General features: G+C 32.3%; 18 protein-coding genes. 5 read left to right on the top strand and 13 right to left on the bottom strand.

The genetic code is table 11. From position 1 onward, the window contains the following. Positions 1 to 46: 46 nt before the first annotated feature. The 4 genes from istB to ACNHOZ_RS23705 all read right to left on the bottom strand — a co-directional run bounded on the left by istB (position 47) and on the right by ACNHOZ_RS23705 (position 4433). Positions 47 to 805: an IS21-like element helper ATPase IstB gene (gene istB, locus ACNHOZ_RS23690; RefSeq protein ID WP_447697299.1), complete on the bottom strand. Its 759-nt coding sequence runs from the start codon at positions 803 to 805 to the stop codon at positions 47 to 49. After that, complete coding sequence (gene istA, locus ACNHOZ_RS23695; protein ID WP_152669682.1) at positions 802 to 2349, bottom strand: IS21 family transposase; 1548 nt, start codon at positions 2347 to 2349, stop codon at positions 802 to 804. The genes istB and istA overlap by 4 nt, the downstream gene beginning before the upstream one ends. A gap of 681 nt (positions 2350 to 3030) precedes the next feature. After that, the gene (locus tag ACNHOZ_RS23700) at positions 3031 to 3942 is read right to left on the bottom strand and encodes a sigma factor regulator N-terminal domain-containing protein (protein ID WP_447697300.1); all 912 of its coding nucleotides are present in this window, start codon (positions 3940 to 3942) and stop codon (positions 3031 to 3033) included. Beyond that, on the bottom strand, positions 3942 to 4433 hold the full coding sequence (locus ACNHOZ_RS23705; RefSeq protein WP_277448023.1) for an RNA polymerase sigma factor: 492 nt from the start codon (positions 4431 to 4433) through the stop codon (positions 3942 to 3944). The genes ACNHOZ_RS23700 and ACNHOZ_RS23705 overlap by 1 nt, the downstream gene beginning before the upstream one ends. A 222-nt stretch (positions 4434 to 4655) precedes the next feature. On the opposite strand from ACNHOZ_RS23705, the gene ACNHOZ_RS23710 reads away from it, so the two are divergent. Next, on the top strand, positions 4656 to 4889 hold the full coding sequence (locus ACNHOZ_RS23710) for a hypothetical protein (protein WP_376187477.1): 234 nt from the start codon (positions 4656 to 4658) through the stop codon (positions 4887 to 4889). Positions 4890 to 4966: 77 nt separating this feature from the next. On the opposite strand, the gene ACNHOZ_RS23715 is transcribed toward ACNHOZ_RS23710, so the two are convergent. From ACNHOZ_RS23715 to ACNHOZ_RS23740, 6 genes are all read right to left on the bottom strand, one after another. Then, positions 4967 to 5524, bottom strand: a complete 558-nt coding sequence (locus tag ACNHOZ_RS23715; RefSeq protein ID WP_447697301.1) for a hypothetical protein — start codon at positions 5522 to 5524, stop codon at positions 4967 to 4969. 111 nt (positions 5525 to 5635) lie between these two features. Next, complete coding sequence (locus ACNHOZ_RS23720) at positions 5636 to 6028, bottom strand: UPF0715 family protein (protein WP_447697302.1); 393 nt, start codon at positions 6026 to 6028, stop codon at positions 5636 to 5638. Positions 6029 to 6613: 585 nt separating this feature from the next. Further along, a complete protein-coding gene (locus tag ACNHOZ_RS23725; RefSeq protein ID WP_337050653.1) occupies positions 6614 to 7351 on the bottom strand; it encodes a hypothetical protein in 738 nt (245 codons plus the stop codon). 730 nt (positions 7352 to 8081) lie between these two features. Further along, entirely contained in the window at positions 8082 to 8531 is a 450-nt protein-coding gene (locus tag ACNHOZ_RS23730) for a DUF6843 domain-containing protein (protein ID WP_263036170.1), read from the bottom strand. Between the two features lie 146 nt (positions 8532 to 8677). Then, positions 8678 to 9019 (bottom strand): hypothetical protein, encoded by a 342-nt coding sequence (locus ACNHOZ_RS23735; RefSeq protein ID WP_182031614.1) that lies wholly within the window; start codon positions 9017 to 9019, stop codon positions 8678 to 8680. Positions 9020 to 9206: 187 nt separating this feature from the next. After that, positions 9207 to 9758, bottom strand: a complete 552-nt coding sequence (locus ACNHOZ_RS23740) for an SF0329 family protein (RefSeq protein WP_182031612.1) — start codon at positions 9756 to 9758, stop codon at positions 9207 to 9209. 394 nt (positions 9759 to 10152) lie between these two features. On the opposite strand from ACNHOZ_RS23740, the gene ACNHOZ_RS23745 reads away from it, so the two are divergent. The 4 genes from ACNHOZ_RS23745 (at position 10153) to ACNHOZ_RS23760 (ending at position 13377) form a co-directional block, all read left to right on the top strand. Continuing rightward, a complete protein-coding gene (locus ACNHOZ_RS23745; RefSeq protein WP_182031733.1) occupies positions 10153 to 10344 on the top strand; it encodes a hypothetical protein in 192 nt (63 codons plus the stop codon). Between the two features lie 386 nt (positions 10345 to 10730). Then, positions 10731 to 11033, top strand: a complete 303-nt coding sequence (locus ACNHOZ_RS23750) for a hypothetical protein (RefSeq protein ID WP_182031735.1) — start codon at positions 10731 to 10733, stop codon at positions 11031 to 11033. Between the two features lie 597 nt (positions 11034 to 11630). After that, a complete protein-coding gene (locus tag ACNHOZ_RS23755; protein ID WP_098113792.1) occupies positions 11631 to 12077 on the top strand; it encodes a MarR family transcriptional regulator in 447 nt (148 codons plus the stop codon). A gap of 100 nt (positions 12078 to 12177) precedes the next feature. Beyond that, positions 12178 to 13377, top strand: coding sequence for an MFS transporter (locus tag ACNHOZ_RS23760; RefSeq protein ID WP_098113791.1), 1200 nt, complete (start codon positions 12178 to 12180; stop codon positions 13375 to 13377). Positions 13378 to 13535: 158 nt separating this feature from the next. Here ACNHOZ_RS23760 and ACNHOZ_RS23765 read toward each other — a convergent pair whose 3' ends face one another. From ACNHOZ_RS23765 to ACNHOZ_RS23775, 3 genes are all read right to left on the bottom strand, one after another. After that, a complete protein-coding gene (locus tag ACNHOZ_RS23765) occupies positions 13536 to 13778 on the bottom strand; it encodes a hypothetical protein (protein ID WP_047751991.1) in 243 nt (80 codons plus the stop codon). 131 nt (positions 13779 to 13909) lie between these two features. Continuing rightward, complete coding sequence (locus ACNHOZ_RS23770; RefSeq protein WP_154992555.1) at positions 13910 to 14170, bottom strand: hypothetical protein; 261 nt, start codon at positions 14168 to 14170, stop codon at positions 13910 to 13912. Between the two features lie 365 nt (positions 14171 to 14535). Next, positions 14536 to 15705, bottom strand: coding sequence for an FtsW/RodA/SpoVE family cell cycle protein (locus ACNHOZ_RS23775; protein ID WP_447697303.1), 1170 nt, complete (start codon positions 15703 to 15705; stop codon positions 14536 to 14538). Positions 15706 to 15843 lie beyond the last annotated feature (138 nt).

Consider the following 15843-nt stretch of genomic DNA (forward strand, 5'->3'; position numbering starts at 1 on the left):
AGTGAGAAAGAGCCGTCGAATTTTACACTTTTTGCTTATTTGCTTTTTACACTTCTGCTGAAAATACACTTTTTCGATGTTTCATTCGATAACTATCTCCATCCATATGAATGACTTCTACACGATGGAGTAAACGATCTAAAATTGCAGTAGTAATTCCTTGATCTCCCATTAGTTCACCCCACTGTTCAGGGCTTTTATTGGATGTAAGAATGATAGAACTTCGTTCATACAAATGATTAATTAAATGGAAAAACAAATTTGCTTCTCGCTGATCCATTGCCATGTACATTAAATCATCAATGATAATCAGATCGGCGCCTCTTAAGCGCTTTAGCTGCACTTTTGATTTGTTTAGAAACTCTTCCGTTTTTAAAAGATGAATAAGCTCACCCATAGTTACGAAATAGACGTTGAAACCTCTGTGAATAGACTCAACCCCCAAACCAATCGCTAAAAATGTTTTACCAACGCCTGGCGGTCCCAATAAAATTAAATTATACTGCTGCTCAAGCCAGTTTAGCTCTGCGATCTGGGTCAATTGACGTCCCGTTAAAGCTGTTTGCTCTTCTAATTTAAATTCACTTAATGACTTCACGTAAGGGAAGTGCGCCCACTTCATTCTTCTTTCTAAACTCTTTACTTCGCGTTTTCTAAGTTCGTAACGCGTAATAGATTCAAGAAATTCTAAATACGTCCAAGAAGATTTTTCAGCCTCACGTAGGAGCTTTGGTAGCTCCTCAGCTGTTTCAGATAACCTTAATTGGCGAAAATGTTCCTGCAAGTCATTTACAGTCTTATTCACTGTGGGTCACCTCCTAAAATACTTGTGTAAGCAGTAAGGGAGCGAGTTGTTACTATGATGTTGTCTTTACCTGAATGTTTTATAAAGGGAGGCTTAACCTTTTGGGTACATTCAGTTTGTAATGCATTTTGGTGGTTTGCGATATCCCGAAAGTCATTGGCGCTGTAAAGTTTATCTATAATGCATTTAGTCAAGGTGGCTTCAATCCACATTGGATATTTCTCAATGGTGTGTTGAATGATTATGAGCTGATCGCGCCGATACCGTGGGTATCTTAAACAAATTTCATTTAAATAAGAAGTTGCACGTTTCTGATCTTCAAAATGTGAAACCAGTTGTTGCTTAAATTCTTCAATACCTTTTGAGCGATCCCGGATATGATGTAGATGTTGAATAAGCTTTCCCTTTTCATTACTAATGCTATGTTCAGCAATTACTTCTCCATCTAACTGTTTACGGATAATCAACGTTGGCGGTTGGCTCGAAGTGACTTCAATAAAAACCTCATTATCGGAGGCTGCACTATACGTTCCGAGAGGAACGGAATAACGGTTTGATTTAAACCGTATTGTATTGTCCTTACTAATATTCCTTGTTATACTTGGGGTAATGACGCTTTCATATGAGAGTGGTGAAGAGACGGGCTGTAAGTGTTGCTTTTCGACGGGGAACACTTCAGCTGGTCTTTTTTTCGTTGTCTGATGAACATGTTGATTTCCAGTGCGATGTAGCCACTGTAATGCACGGTTATTCCAATCCTCAATATTGCTAAATACTCGGCTATCTGCGAAATTTCCCTTTATGTACTTTACAACGTTCTCAATCATTCCTTTTGATTCTGGGTCTGCCTTACGACATAAATGAACTTTAAACTTACGCTCATTTACATAGCTTTGAAACTCAGAAGTTAAAAGTAGCTGACCTGAATTTTCACTTACTGTAATTAAACGATCCTGATCATACACAATTTCTTCTGTACGTCCTCCATAAAATTGAAATGCATTTTCATGACATCGAATGGCATCATTTGTTGTAAAAGGCCGGTCCTGCCACTCCATATATTTGTATCGAGAGTGAGCTAAGACAAAAGCGATGAAATATAGTTTAATTTCATTCTTTTCAGTTGTCTTCTGTTTTGTTTCTCCCCAATCCACCTGGATTTGCTTACCCATAGGTTGTTCAGGGATTGCTTCATATTGCCGAATTATTACTTTTTTCTCAATCTGATAAATCTCCCGCATCTCTTTCACATAGGCTCTTACTGTACTCTCGCCAACAACTAAATCGGGATAACGCTCTAAGAGCCAATCGTGGATTTGTGCTGCACTGAGATGAGGGTATTCTTCAAGCCAAGCGATAATCCAATCCCTGTAGGGATCCAACTTCTTACCTTTGCCTTGAAGCTGTTCCATGTATGCTTTTGTCTCTTCAAACGTCATTTTTAAATATTTATAAACGGTTGGTCTTGATACTTTGAGCTCCTGTGCAATTTGAGATACTTTAAACTTCCGTTGATGTAATTGTTGAATATTTAAATAAAGCATTAGCTTCTCCTCCAAAACGCTGTCCCCCCAGTAAAATAACACCTTCTATTATTTTACTAGAGTTCTAGCTTATTGAAGCAAAAGTGTAAAATTACGTTGAGCAAAAACTGTCAATTATATTCTAGCGTTTACACCTGATAAGTGGGAACTTTTTTATTTGTTCCGGTAATACGTTTTATGGTAACTAAAGCATGTATTAGTTATGTTTGCTTCTTAATTATCTACTCTTTTTCCTTTTCCATAATAAGTTTGTGATAAATGCACTCAAAAATCCTATAAATATTAAACAAAAGATAATTTGATATAAGATAAAATTCCAACTATCTTCAGAAGAAAAAAGCGAAATTTTTCCTGAATCCATAATGTCGATAACAATAAATAACATGAGTGTAATAAGATATATTAAAGAAAATTTCTTGTAAAAGTATTTTTTATAATTAGTGCTCATTTTAATCACCTCAATATAATTGTACGTTAAGCTTATTTCAATGTTTATTGTATCTTTGAAAAAAGTGTTTAAAGAAAAGGGATTATTAAATTAAATAACAGCACTCTCCTTCCATTTAGGCGAGTGCTGTTATTTTTTTAATGTTCTTATAAGTGTAATTACAGTAACTAGACTTTATATTCTCCGTTAAAGGAACAAGAAAGAGATCAAATACTTACTTAGTCTCTGCTTAATTATTTTTCTGTCTTGATATAAGGAACTTTTTGTGCCGTTGCCCCTACAGAAGCGCCACGAATGAAATCTCTATTTTCTAACGCTTTAAAATTTTGGGTTTGGCCTGTCACCATCACCCCTAAAATTTTGACTTTATCAAATGATTTATCTTTATTCGATGCTAAAAACTTCTCAATCGTCTCATCTTCAGCGTCTGCATTGTACTTTTTAAGGTTTTTGGTAAATTCATTATAAGCATCTTTTGGCGAATCAGATGGATCAAACCCATAAACAGGCATGCCAGCAGGCCCTTTACTTTCATTTGCAATAGGCGATGCCATATACAACCATACAATGTTTAAATTATTGGGAATTTGTTTTTGTATTTCCTTCAATGTATAAGGATGATTAAAAGAGATAGCTACTTCCGCAACATAATTTTTCATTTGTGAGACTGCATTTAAGTCATTTTTTACGCCTCCATAGTAACTCTTAATAGATGGATGATAAAAAATTCCAACCTTCTGTTTAGTTTGTTTATCATAGTGATAGAGCTCTTTATCATACCGGTAGAATCCTGGCACTAATTCATTTGTGTCAATGTGAGACCTAAACCAATCATAAGAGCTTGTTAGTGTACTCCATTGGACTACATAACCATCAATATTCTTGGAACGATTTGTTACAATGTTACCTTCAAACATCGAGCGACCACTTATTGCTTGGGAGTCAATTTGAATATTAGGCCCTGAAATTTCATTATTTAAAAAAAGTGCGTCATGAAGTCTTGCAGTACTTTTGGCTGCAAAATAGCTTCCAGCTCTATAAAGGGTTGCTAATGCCACAATTACAACAACAATTGATATGATGACAATTTTAAAAGCTTGTTTTCGCTTGGCTTTTTGTAAAGCTTTTTGTAGTGAACTCTCCATTAATGTTTTCCTCCTGCTTTTGAGTGAATCAAATTACGTGCACGATATAACTTTTGCTTTACACTGTTTATTTTAACGTCCAACATGACCGCAATTTCTTCATAAGAAAAATCATAGTAATACTTTAAAAAGAACACTTCTTTGTACTCTTTTTTGATGTCCTTTAACAGATAGAAAATTTCATTTTTATTTAAAATGGCATCAAGTTCACAGTCTGTATATTGCAATTTAGAATAAATTTTTTCTGTTAAATAGATATTCTGCTGCTCCTTTTTTCTTTTGAAGTCTATGTATTCATTAAGTGCGACTCTAAAAAACCATGGACGTATTGTGTTCTCTCTTAGATCACCTAATAGTGTATATACCTTATAAAATGTATTCTGAATAATGTCCTCCGCATCTTCTTTCGTCGCACCCTTCGTTATTAACAGTTTGAGTACTTCCTCTCCTAAATCGATAAGATAGGAGGCGAGTATGTCTTCTTTTTTCATCATTTATCCTCCCTATACTTATACAACGAATAAGTAACAATGAATGTATACACTTAAAGGAAAAAATAGAAATTTTTTATTATAAATAAAAGAAGCACTGGCTCTATAACCAATGCTCCTTCTATTTACTACTTATAACTGTGATTATGGTAACTAACAATTAATTAGGTCTCTTTATGTTAAAATGTACATAGAAACATGTATAAGTTTGGAGGCAAGGCCATGAAACGTGCAATAGGTGTACTTCTTATTGCTCAAGCTTTATTAACGTACTTAACTATTAATACAATTTATACTCCTAGTGCGTCCACCATAGTGGATAGAAACACGGGAGTTACGACAGTTTTACATACTTATCCTTGGGTGTATTGGTTAAGTTTTATCGGTTTGGGTATTGTGCTTATTTTGGGCATATATTTAGTTTTCGCTAAGGTAAAGAAGCAGATCTTCAATTAAAGGTCTGCTTCTTTTATCTACAGATAAATGGCTTTATGTTAACTAAAATCGTATGTAATGTAGAGATTAACAGCTATTTAGTACTCATTTGTATATAAAACTTGACTATCTTTTTTGACTGAGACCTGGACAGATTCTCTGGGTGCTTCAGGAGTGGTTTTTTCTGAAAGAATATATCCTTTTTGATCTAAAGATATGTTCTTTCTTACTTTTGTTCCGTCTTCAAATTCTATTTCTATATATTTTCCTTCTTGAATTAATTTATTATTTGTAATGTATATGCCGAGATATGGAACCCCTGATAAGGCTCCTGTAACCTGTATTGGCAAGGTTTTATCTATTGGTACTTCTATTCCCTTGTGCTCTTCAATTCCTTGCCTGCTTTTTGTAAGGATGTAAGTGCCCAATTTAGTATTATCTTTATATAAAATAAGAGCATGAGGATCTGGCTTAGATGTAATATTCTCCTCTTTAAGAATAGATAAGTTAGATTTTCTTTTATCTTCTATAAAATCATTAATTTCTCTTTTAGATAGTATCTTATGATGGTTACTGCTATATAAAAAATAACTACTAAAACCTATTATGATTAATAAACTCAGTAAAACTAATGTGAGATTACGGGATAAAGCCATATTTGTTTTCCCCTTTACTATGTCGTTAGAATTTAACCACATTTTAAGATTAGAAGAACAAAAAATTTATTTAATGCATTTTATGTAGCTTATATAGTTTAGGTTTGTACTTTAATAGTACGGATATTCTTTTTTATTCATGATAATGGAGTCCCAAAACCAGTATATGATGGCTGCACCGAGTGCAAATACAAACATTTTACGAAAATCCCCTATCGGATTAGACCAATTTCCTTGAAACTTATAAGAGATATAAAGGAATAGGATTGCTACGACAGAATAGGTACATAAGTAGAGAATACTAAACTTCTTAGGCCATTTATTTAGAAATAGCTGCAATGGTACGGCTGCAACAGAATAAGGAATGATTGTAATAAGTGAGATCATAAAAAATGCAATAACAGCTCTATAACTAGGCTCAATGATGATAAGAAATATGGAATAAGAAACGCTAGAGCTAATAACTGTTAACGCATGATATGGCAAAAGCTCTTTAAATGTCACTGACTGAACACACCCTTCTTGTCTAGTCTACGGATGTATATTATATAAAGATTAAACCTAGTTAACTTTAGTTTTTTTATTTAGCTTTTTTGATAAATAAAAACAAACTAATCCAGCACCTACCACCTTACAAAAAGGAATAAATGCATAGGAAGGTGCGATTAAAACACTAACAAACAAATAGGCACTTATAGCAAAGATAAGCCAACTGGTTATAAGTAAAAAGCTAGATAAAAAATCCTTCACAGACTTCATCCTTTGGAAAAGATTATATTTTTATCATAACAGATATATCTTCTGATAAGGATATTTTTTCCTGTAATTAGTTTTATATTAACTAAAAGTGAACATATATGTTCAGGTTTGGAGAACGTCATGTTCATTCTATTGAACATGACGTTTTTAATAAAGGTTGCATCAGCTATGCAACCTTTACATAGCAAATCTGCAATATCCTATTGCACGAGTAAAAGAAAAAGCAGGCTTTAGCCTGCCCCTATAGCCTTTAAGGCTAAATAATACAATTATTTTTGAACGTAGATTAATCTAAATGAACACGCTGTAAGCCATATTGTCGAGATTATATTAATATGACTTTACCAATGTTCCTTTTGTTATTTTTCCTTTGCCACTTTCACTGACTTTTACCTTGTAAATAAAAGAGTAGCTATGCTGTTCACCTTTTTCCTTTGTTGCTACCTCTCCCTCTACAATCACTTTATTATCATCGCTTGAATCAATAGATATTGTAGTTATCTCATGTGTAACACTTTTATAGCCCTTTTTAAATTTTTTATAAGAGTGTTTCTTTTTCCATTTAGAACTCCATAAGTTATATGCATCTTTATATTCTTTTTCGTTTAACTTATCAAAGTATTTATAGACAGTATCCATTGCATTCATTGCAGCTGTTGCATCTTCATTATCTAAGGAATCTGTGTCGTATATATCTCCATTTTCGTCATATCCTTTATCTGAATAACTATCTTCGCTATAATCTGTATCGTCCTCGTAATAAGTATCATCAGAATAGGAGCTATCTGAATCGTTATAACTATCGTCAGATGAATCATAGTCCGAGTCATAATAACTACCATCACTCGGTGAAGTCTTTGTTCCTTCTTCTCCCGTATAAGGATTAACGTTTCCCTTAGTGGACCAGTTGTTGTTAAAGTTGCCATCTGGATCACTCCTCATATGAGGTCTAACATACGTGCCATCTTTTCTGTAGTATCCACGTACACTTACATCAGCTTGTGCTTGTATAGTTGCCCCAAATACAAGAAAAACCAACAAAGCAATAAATATTCTCTTTTTATTCATCGTTTTTACTCCCTCTTACGCATTTGTCGTAACTACATTATATTTTATTTTCTTCCATATTTGGTCTTTTTGTGAAAATAATATAGTTCTTATTATCTAAAGAAATACATTTTATTGAATAAGGATAATCTATAACGTCTACATACGTGTTGTGTTGAGGTTTTTTTAACTTGAAGTGTTTTTTTAATAGTTAAATTGTCCATTTTTACGATATAGAACCAAAAATAATCCTTTACCTATGTAGGCAAAGGATTTTCAAATTTATTGGAATAGGGGGAATACGTTATTAGTCTGGCCAGATTTGTAGATTCATATACATATAACTTTAAAAATAAATATTTTAATTGAATAACCTCTTATAAAACAACTTTATTTAAGTGATATTATTTGTTGAGTAAATATTAAAGTATGTTAGTTATTACTAAGGTTTCACTATTTACTTTATGTGACGACAAATACGAAGTTTTTCTACAAGATAGGTAAATGGTATAACTATTTTTAATAAAATACGTTAACTATTACCTCTATTAATAACATTAAATTTAATTTATATAGATATCATTATGATTTTAATCATATACCATGTTTTAATAATGAAAATTAGCCACTCCATCAGGAAGATACGTTAATTAAATAACTCCTTCCAGAATGCTTAGATAGTTGTATTTTCCATAAAGCTTTTAATTTTAGTTACCATAATGTGACTAATAGGTAAAACACCAATTTATACTCACTGACTAAAACATTCGGGTTGAGGTGTGTTAGCATCGTCTTTCCCACCTATAAAAAAGGTAAAATAGTTTCCGTTGTAGTCATCTTCAGCCGTCATTTCCCAATTAATGTCCCTCTCCCAATTCAATTTTTTCACTTTTTTTCCCTGATCATTCACATAATAATATTCTGAATTGTGCCAACCTGAATCTTCCCTAGAATACCAACCAAAAGATTCTGGGGAAGATGTTTCTAACTTTCCATCCTTAGAAATTTTATGAATAACTTTATCATTCTGGACTTTTAAAGGTGGCTTTCCTTTTACGTTATAAAAGACACCAACACAGCCTTTATAACCATTTGGTATTAAATATACGGTATCTATTCCTCTTCGTTCGTGAAAAAATAAAAAATAGATCGTACCAACTAACAACAATAATCCCAAAAATATGTATCCGATTTTTTTCATTTTTTACTCCTTCAATTTTAGTACAAACATTTAATGAATTTATAAAAAATACAAGTTATTTCATATGACAAACGTTATCACTAATAAAAAAGACTCCTCTTATAAGGAGCCTTCAGTCATATCAAGTCCTTTTTCATAACTTTACTTTATTTACTAAGGTAAAATTCATTATCAAAAGTAGATAGATTAACTTCCCTAGAACCTTTTTTATAAACTTGATCTGCTCCCATTGTTTCTCCCTTTCTCCATCCCCTTAACCAAATACTTACTTGGTACCAAGGAGGAATACTTCCTGCCTCAGAAGCAATAAACCATTTGTATTTTTCAGTGATGTAGTCTTCACCTACAGTTGTTTTTACTAAGTGAGCTTCGCGAGGTATAGGAAATTCTTCAACGTCATGAGATGGGGTATAAGCTAGCTTAAAATAACCGATTAATAACAATGCGATAATAACAACAGAAAAAATCTTTTTTCTTTTCTTCATCATAAAATGTATACCTTTACCTTTTTGTTATTAATATAGCACTATAAATAAAGGAAATATATGAAAAATAATAGATATATAGATTTAGTATTTGTTTTTTATTACAGTAACCTGTTTTGTTTTAAGTTCTAGTTAGCAAAATACAGCTTATGAGCACCAAAAAAGGCTCCCTGCAGAGCCTTTTTAGTAATTAGGTATGTCTGTCTTCAAAGGTCATAATACCTTCAACTTCACATCTCAATTTGTAAAACCCTAAAATTAATGGATTAACGTTAGAACTGTATTTCAAATTTTCCAGCTTTCTCTTGCCTAACCTTTTATCTAACATTGCAATAGCTTTGATAATAACACTCTCAGAATTTAAAGCATTGTCAATGGATAGTTGAGGATAGTGAGTAAACGCATCATAGACCACCTCGACATTAAAGATACTTTTATCCTCTAGAATCACTGTAGTGTAGTCTGAATCATTTGTCTTGCCAATGAACTCTGGAAAACATTCATATAAACAGTCAGGGAAAGGTTTGTCTGTTTCCTTTTTTATTTCGGTCCAAAGTTTATCATGTTCCATTAAATAATTTGCTGAAGACGCATTGAAGACTTCCTTTTTATCTAGAGTGATCCATATACGCTTTTGCTCCCCACGAGAAACGTTATATTGAGTCAAATGGATACTTAATCTGTGTTTTAATTTATCGCAAATGAAGCTCTCTATATTTCCTTTTACTTTTGTCCATTTCATAGCATCATTTTACTCCAATTTTTCTTTTGAAACTAAATCTTACAATTGAAATCCTAGAAATATATTATACAAAACATTCTTATTTTAAATAATATTTTTATTGTATACTCTATGCAATAGATTTCCTGAAGTATATCTGTTTAAATGATGTAAATATGTAACTTTTATGGAACTTATTCGTATATATTATAGGAGGCGGTAGTATGAACATCATAAGTATTAATTGGGCAGATATAATTTTTCAAATCTTTTGGTTAGTTTTATTAGTTTCTCTAGGCTTGTTTATTTGGAGAGTTATTAATGTTAGAAAACAAAATAAGCGTTTGAATAAGAACTAATAAGCTGTTTGTCTATACATAGGATACGGTGATTATAAATAAAAAGAGGTGTTTATTTGGAAAAGATTATAAAGAAATACGCATTCATATTAACAGGCTTTATATTTGGCTATCTTTTTTTAGTATTATTTGGTGTAGATATCTCTAACAATACTTTCAAACTATTTATTCCAGTAGCAGTTATCGGGCTCTTATTTGGAGAAATTATAAAAATAATATTTAAACAGCAGAAAGCCAACTTAAGTTAAGCTAATGAACCATATTAAGCAGAAATTCCGTGTGTACTTTATTACGTATCCAATTGTTTGGATCGTTGTGTCTATATTGTGGTTTTGGTTTAAGGATATGAAAGAAAACATTGTTAGTTCTATGGCAATCATCGCTGTGTACTATGTAATTATGAGTATCACGTTTTCATTTAATCTTAAAAAAGAGAATAATTCAGTTGAAAAATAAGAAAAAAATCTTATCTATTTGTAGATAAGATTTTTTGATGGTTAGAATATTGGTTATGTGAACTAAAAGGTTTACCTCTATACAATTTTAATTGTAGTGGATTAAAAGAAAGAGTATTAATTAGCATTACTTAAATGTAAAATTTAAAATAAATATTAAAATCTAGGGTTGGGATAGTATGTTATTAAAAGAGAAAAAATTATACAGAATTGAATTTATAAAGCCTTGTCGGATATACGCGAGTAATTCACTAATGAGATTTAGAAACTCTAGTATTTTAGATATAAACAATCTAAAATCAGATCAGTATGGAATTATTCCCAAAGGGGTTAAAGGGTGGGTTTTAAAAAAGTGGGGTAAATTGTATTTCTCCCCTGACGAATATCAGAAAGAATTAGAGTTCTTTACGCCTCCTGAACAACCTCATATTCTTATCTCCTTAAAAAAGATAGAAAACCATTATAAAAAGGTAATTTCATAGATAAATCTGTATTAATACCTAAGAAAAAGACAAGGAGCACTGATAAGTAATCAGATGCTCTTTTTGTGCCTATAAGATACACTGTGCTTAACTAAAATTGAAAATAACATATCGTCTATAAAGATACATTATTTTTTGTACGTCCATAAAGATTAATTATATTGACTAAATAGACACTTTGTCATTTGATTATAGATAGACTAAAAAGGTGTACCTTTTTAGACTGTTGAGAATGATAGAAGAACTTTGTATTTGTCGTCAGTTAGTGTAAATGATACAACTAAGATTTTTATAAGTTAGTTTATCTATTTACTTTTATAAATAAAATACATTATTTTTGTATTCCTACTTAAAAATATCTAGTTAAAGACATTGTAAGATTAAATATTTCACTATTTTCCTGTTAGGATAATATAAACAAATCAATGTCTTGAAAGAAAAGTAGAAGATAGATTAGTTATAATAAAAAGCTTAATTATTTACTTCTCATTAATATTGATCCTTGTTACGTATTCTCAATAAGTATTATAGTGCTTTATTTCGTTGTGAAAGAAACAAAAACTCGTTATACTGTATACAAATTAGGGAGGAGTTAGTATGGATAAAAGGCAGCAGTTAATGAGTGAACTTATGGATTTGTGTAATGAAATAATCTGGCGTAATAAACCGGAAGTAGAATTGGCTTTAAAGGACTATAAGTTGAGTGAAATAGAATTAATCGAAAATATTGCTTTAATCCCAAATGCAAATGTAACAAAGCTTGCAGCTGCAAGCTACATGACTCGAGGTGCTATAAGTAAGCTTACTAAGAAGCTAATAGCTAAAAATATGATTGAGAGTTATCAAAGTGTTGAAAATAAAAAGGAAATATATTTTCGCCTAACAACCAATGGACAAAAAATAAATGATGTCCATCAAGAATTACACCAATCTTTTCTTGAACGTGATAAAGAAGTATTTAAGTACATGACCGATGAGGAATTTGACACTATTTTTCGTTTCATTGGTCGATATAGACATCATTTGAAAAATATCACTGAGTAAGTGGTGTTTTTTTATGTTGTTTTATTGTTGACAAGGAAACAATAAAACAATAAACTTGTATTTGTTTCCTTAGAAATAATAAAGTCAAAGGAGAACTATTATGCATACTTCAATAAATAAACATGCCCTAACGTTTGGGCTTATCACGGTCTTCTTAACGGGTCTTGGATTGACTATAGTTAGCCCTGTTTTACCTTTTTTAGTAAGGACTTATACTAGTAGTCCCAGCAGTCAGGCTACTGCAGTGACATTACTTACTTCTATATACGCTCTTTCTGTCTTCTTGGCTGCACCAGTCTTAGGTGCGTTAAGCGATAGATATGGTCGTCGTCCAGTATTAATTGTTAGTCTAATCGGCTCTGCCTTTGGTTATTTTATCTTTGGAATTGGAGGTGCACTTTGGATTCTCTTCATTGGCCGTATCATTGAAGGTTTGACAGGTGGTGAAATTTCAGCGATTTTTGCTTACTTTGCAGACATCACACCTTCAAACGAACGCACTAAGTACTTTGGTTGGATTAGTGCTGTTGTTGGGGTGGGCACTGCTTTGGGTCCTATCATTGGAGGTGCACTTGCGACTTTTGGAAACAGTGTTCCTATGTATGCTGGTACGGTTATTACATTACTCAATGCCATATATGGCTATTTTTTTATGCCTGAGAGTCTTGAGAAGTCCAGACGCTCTTCCAGTATCTCTGTTAGACATCTTAATCCATTTATACAATTATCAAAGGTTTTTTCCTTTCACTCTGTAAAATGGCTGCTAATTGCCGGTTTTCTAATTTGGATTCCTAATGGATCATTACAAGCTATCTTCTCTCAGTTTTCAATAGATACATTTGCATGGCAGCCTATATTGATTGGCCTGACATTTTCTATAATAGGTGTACTGGATATCTTTTCCCAAGCACTTATTATGCCACGACTACTCAAATCTTTGACGGATAAAAAAATTGCTCTATTAGGCATGATAAGTCAAATTATTGGTTTTATCCTTATTGCCATTTCAGCCGTTACAGCCTTTTCTCTAGTCTTTATCGTTGGGATGGTTTTCTTCGGACTCGGTGATTCAATCTTTGGGCCATCATTTAACGGGATGCTTTCAAAATCTGTTAGTGACAGTGAACAAGGTCAAATACTAGGGGGAGCTCAAAGTATTCAATCTCTAGCCCGATTTAGTGGACCTATCATTGGTGGTCAGCTGTATTCAATAGTTAGTCACACTACTCCAGCCATCATGGGTGTGGTAATGATTGGTATCTCTGCTCTCGTTTTATCCAAAAAGCATCGTTATATTTAATAAAAAACAACCATTAAACAAGAACAGAAGAACTGCCTTCACCGATGGCAGTTTTTTCTGTTTTATAAATGTATACCTTATAAGCGTTTAGTTAACATAAAACCAATTACAGGAACCAAAGGCCCATTATTCTACAACATAGAAAAATGGGCCTTTAATTACCTATAATTACTTTCTATAAGTTCTCCTAAATTATCCAAATCTTGACTGATATTTAAGATAATTAAGTAATGCCATTCGCCTTTACGTTTCCCTAAATTGACTACTTGATGGACTTCAACTTGATCATTTTTATATTCTCTAGCTGCTTCACACATTTCCCACAACTTACTGCCAAACTCTGTGTTATCCCAATTTCTTATTGTCAAATCGATATAAGACTGGCTCTTTTTTAAATTCATATCCCACTCTCCCTATTACTAAAAATAACATTAAAGTAATAGTTCATGTAAAAAACTTAGTTACCATAATCACTCTTATCGGAAATTTTAATTATAAAACAAAGCCCCTGCTTATCAGCAAAGCCTTTGTTTTATTCGGCTGATTCTTTGATAAGATCAATAAATTCCATTGCATGAGATTGATCTTGTTTTATCATCTTTATTTTTTGAGGATCTAAAAGGATCCTTTTTATTTGTTTGTCCTTCCAAATTGTAGTGTTATAAGACGGAACCTTATACAACTCTTTAAACCACTCCTCCGTTGTTAACTGTTCAATAGCTAATTTTAACTTAGAATAAGAAGTAGGCTTCATTAAAATGCCGTAAGATAGTAAATCTTTAAATTCATCCATCTTGTCACCTTCCCTATATTTAGACTTTATTAAATACTAAGATTATAAATCACCATGTATATTAATCTATAAATATGGCCAAACTAATAACGTATTCCCCCTATTCTAATAAACTTGAAAAACCTTTGCTTATGTTAGCAAAGGATTCTTTTTTGTTCACTTAATGATGAGATTATAAATCGAACTTACTTTTTTAACTTATTTGCTTAAAATATTTGGATCAGGTTAATTGGCTACAAACACCACATAACAAAGCCAATGTACAAGAATCCAAAAGAAACAAATAAAATATACTTTAATATATGTAGACGTGTTTGAGACGTCATATTTAGTTCATTACTCTTCACTTCTTTGTTCATTTCTAGTTACCTCTCATTTTGATCGAAAATATACACATTTGATCTAAAACTAATACTTAAAACGAGCCCCATTAAACACATGCTGCTCATAAGAGAACTGCCCCCATAGCTTATAAAAGGTAAAGGGATGCCTGTAATAGGAAGAAGACCTATACACATTCCTACATTCTCAAGAACATGGAAGAAAATAACGGATATAATTCCTGTACAAATGTACGTAGAATATTTATCTTTTGTATGAAAGGCGACCGTTATAATTTGATAAATTAATACCATAAACAAAAGAAGAACCAAACTTGTTCCCACAAACCCATAGTTCTCTCCAATTGCACTAAAAATGAAATCTGAATGCTTTTCCGGAACATATACAGCATAATGGGAGGTATCTCGCCCTGATATAGAACCCGAACCAATTGCCTTTACAACCTGCAAGTAGTTGTAGGAAAGACTTCCAGCATATGATTCTGGATCAAACCAAGCATAAATACGATCAAACTGGTAGGGGTGTAAATGAAGGTATTTTTCTAGGATTGCCGCATGATTCAGTACCATGTATAAAATGATAGAAGCGACTACTCCCATAGAAGTAAAAATAGGAAGAATGAGCTTCCACGTGACACCTGAAATAAATAACATCATAAAAAATAAAAAAATCATTACGAGTGCTGTTCCCAAATCGGGTTGTTGCATAATCAAAAGTATCGGGATGGAAAGAGTTGCACCCAATTTTCCAATTAGCAGCAAATCACTCCTGACATCTCTAACTCTAAATTTTTCATTGTGTTGTTGAATTACTTTACTAAACGCTAATATTAAGGAGATTTTCATGAACTCGGATGGCTGTATTGAACCAATTCCAGGGAGCACAAACCAACTTTTCGCATTATTTTTGAGAGGAGCAATACTTGTGGGCGAAATAATTAGCAAAATAAGAATAAAAATAGTAAAACCGTAGAAAAACCACGTGATCCGATTCAATTGGTCTTCATCAGGCCTCATCATCATGAAGATAATGACTCCGCCTACAATGTACCATTCCACTTGTTTAACGACAAAGTTTGTTGTGTACTGTCCTGTTTGTTGGGCATTAAAAATAGCGACACAACTAATAATAAAAAATAATAAAAGGGTGAAAGCAAGCCCATAATTAAAGCTTTCTGATTTCTTACGTTCCATTTGTAAAACACCATTTCTATATAAATTTGTTGATACTGTTAATTAGACGCTTCAAAAACAAAATAGTTTTCTATTTCTGAGAAAAATTCACTCATACATAGTAAGGTTATAGCCCGTATTCCGTTTGATATAAACTAA

It is taken from the genome of Priestia sp. D51, from assembly GCF_053345675.1.

Bases quoted from the DNA above. Each gene is read 5' to 3' on its own strand.
- istA (WP_152669682.1), bottom strand. From the start codon at position 2,349: ATGCTTTATTTAAATATTCAACAATTACATCAACGGAAGTTTAAAGTA.
- ACNHOZ_RS23700 (WP_447697300.1), bottom strand. From the start codon at position 3,942: ATGGAGAGTTCACTACAAAAAGCTTTACAAAAAGCCAAGCGAAAACAA.
- ACNHOZ_RS23705 (WP_277448023.1), bottom strand. From the start codon at position 4,433: ATGAAAAAAGAAGACATACTCGCCTCCTATCTTATCGATTTAGGAGAG.
- ACNHOZ_RS23710 (WP_376187477.1), top strand. From the start codon at position 4,656: ATGAAACGTGCAATAGGTGTACTTCTTATTGCTCAAGCTTTATTAACG.
- ACNHOZ_RS23715 (WP_447697301.1), bottom strand. From the start codon at position 5,524: ATGGCTTTATCCCGTAATCTCACATTAGTTTTACTGAGTTTATTAATC.
- ACNHOZ_RS23725 (WP_337050653.1), bottom strand. From the start codon at position 7,351: ATGAATAAAAAGAGAATATTTATTGCTTTGTTGGTTTTTCTTGTATTT.
- ACNHOZ_RS23730 (WP_263036170.1), bottom strand. From the start codon at position 8,531: ATGAAAAAAATCGGATACATATTTTTGGGATTATTGTTGTTAGTTGGT.
- ACNHOZ_RS23735 (WP_182031614.1), bottom strand. From the start codon at position 9,019: ATGATGAAGAAAAGAAAAAAGATTTTTTCTGTTGTTATTATCGCATTG.
- ACNHOZ_RS23740 (WP_182031612.1), bottom strand. From the start codon at position 9,758: ATGAAATGGACAAAAGTAAAAGGAAATATAGAGAGCTTCATTTGCGAT.
- ACNHOZ_RS23750 (WP_182031735.1), top strand. From the start codon at position 10,731: ATGTTATTAAAAGAGAAAAAATTATACAGAATTGAATTTATAAAGCCT.
- ACNHOZ_RS23755 (WP_098113792.1), top strand. From the start codon at position 11,631: ATGGATAAAAGGCAGCAGTTAATGAGTGAACTTATGGATTTGTGTAAT.
- ACNHOZ_RS23760 (WP_098113791.1), top strand. From the start codon at position 12,178: ATGCATACTTCAATAAATAAACATGCCCTAACGTTTGGGCTTATCACG.
- ACNHOZ_RS23765 (WP_047751991.1), bottom strand. From the start codon at position 13,778: ATGAATTTAAAAAAGAGCCAGTCTTATATCGATTTGACAATAAGAAAT.
- ACNHOZ_RS23770 (WP_154992555.1), bottom strand. From the start codon at position 14,170: ATGGATGAATTTAAAGATTTACTATCTTACGGCATTTTAATGAAGCCT.
- ACNHOZ_RS23775 (WP_447697303.1), bottom strand. From the start codon at position 15,705: ATGGAACGTAAGAAATCAGAAAGCTTTAATTATGGGCTTGCTTTCACC.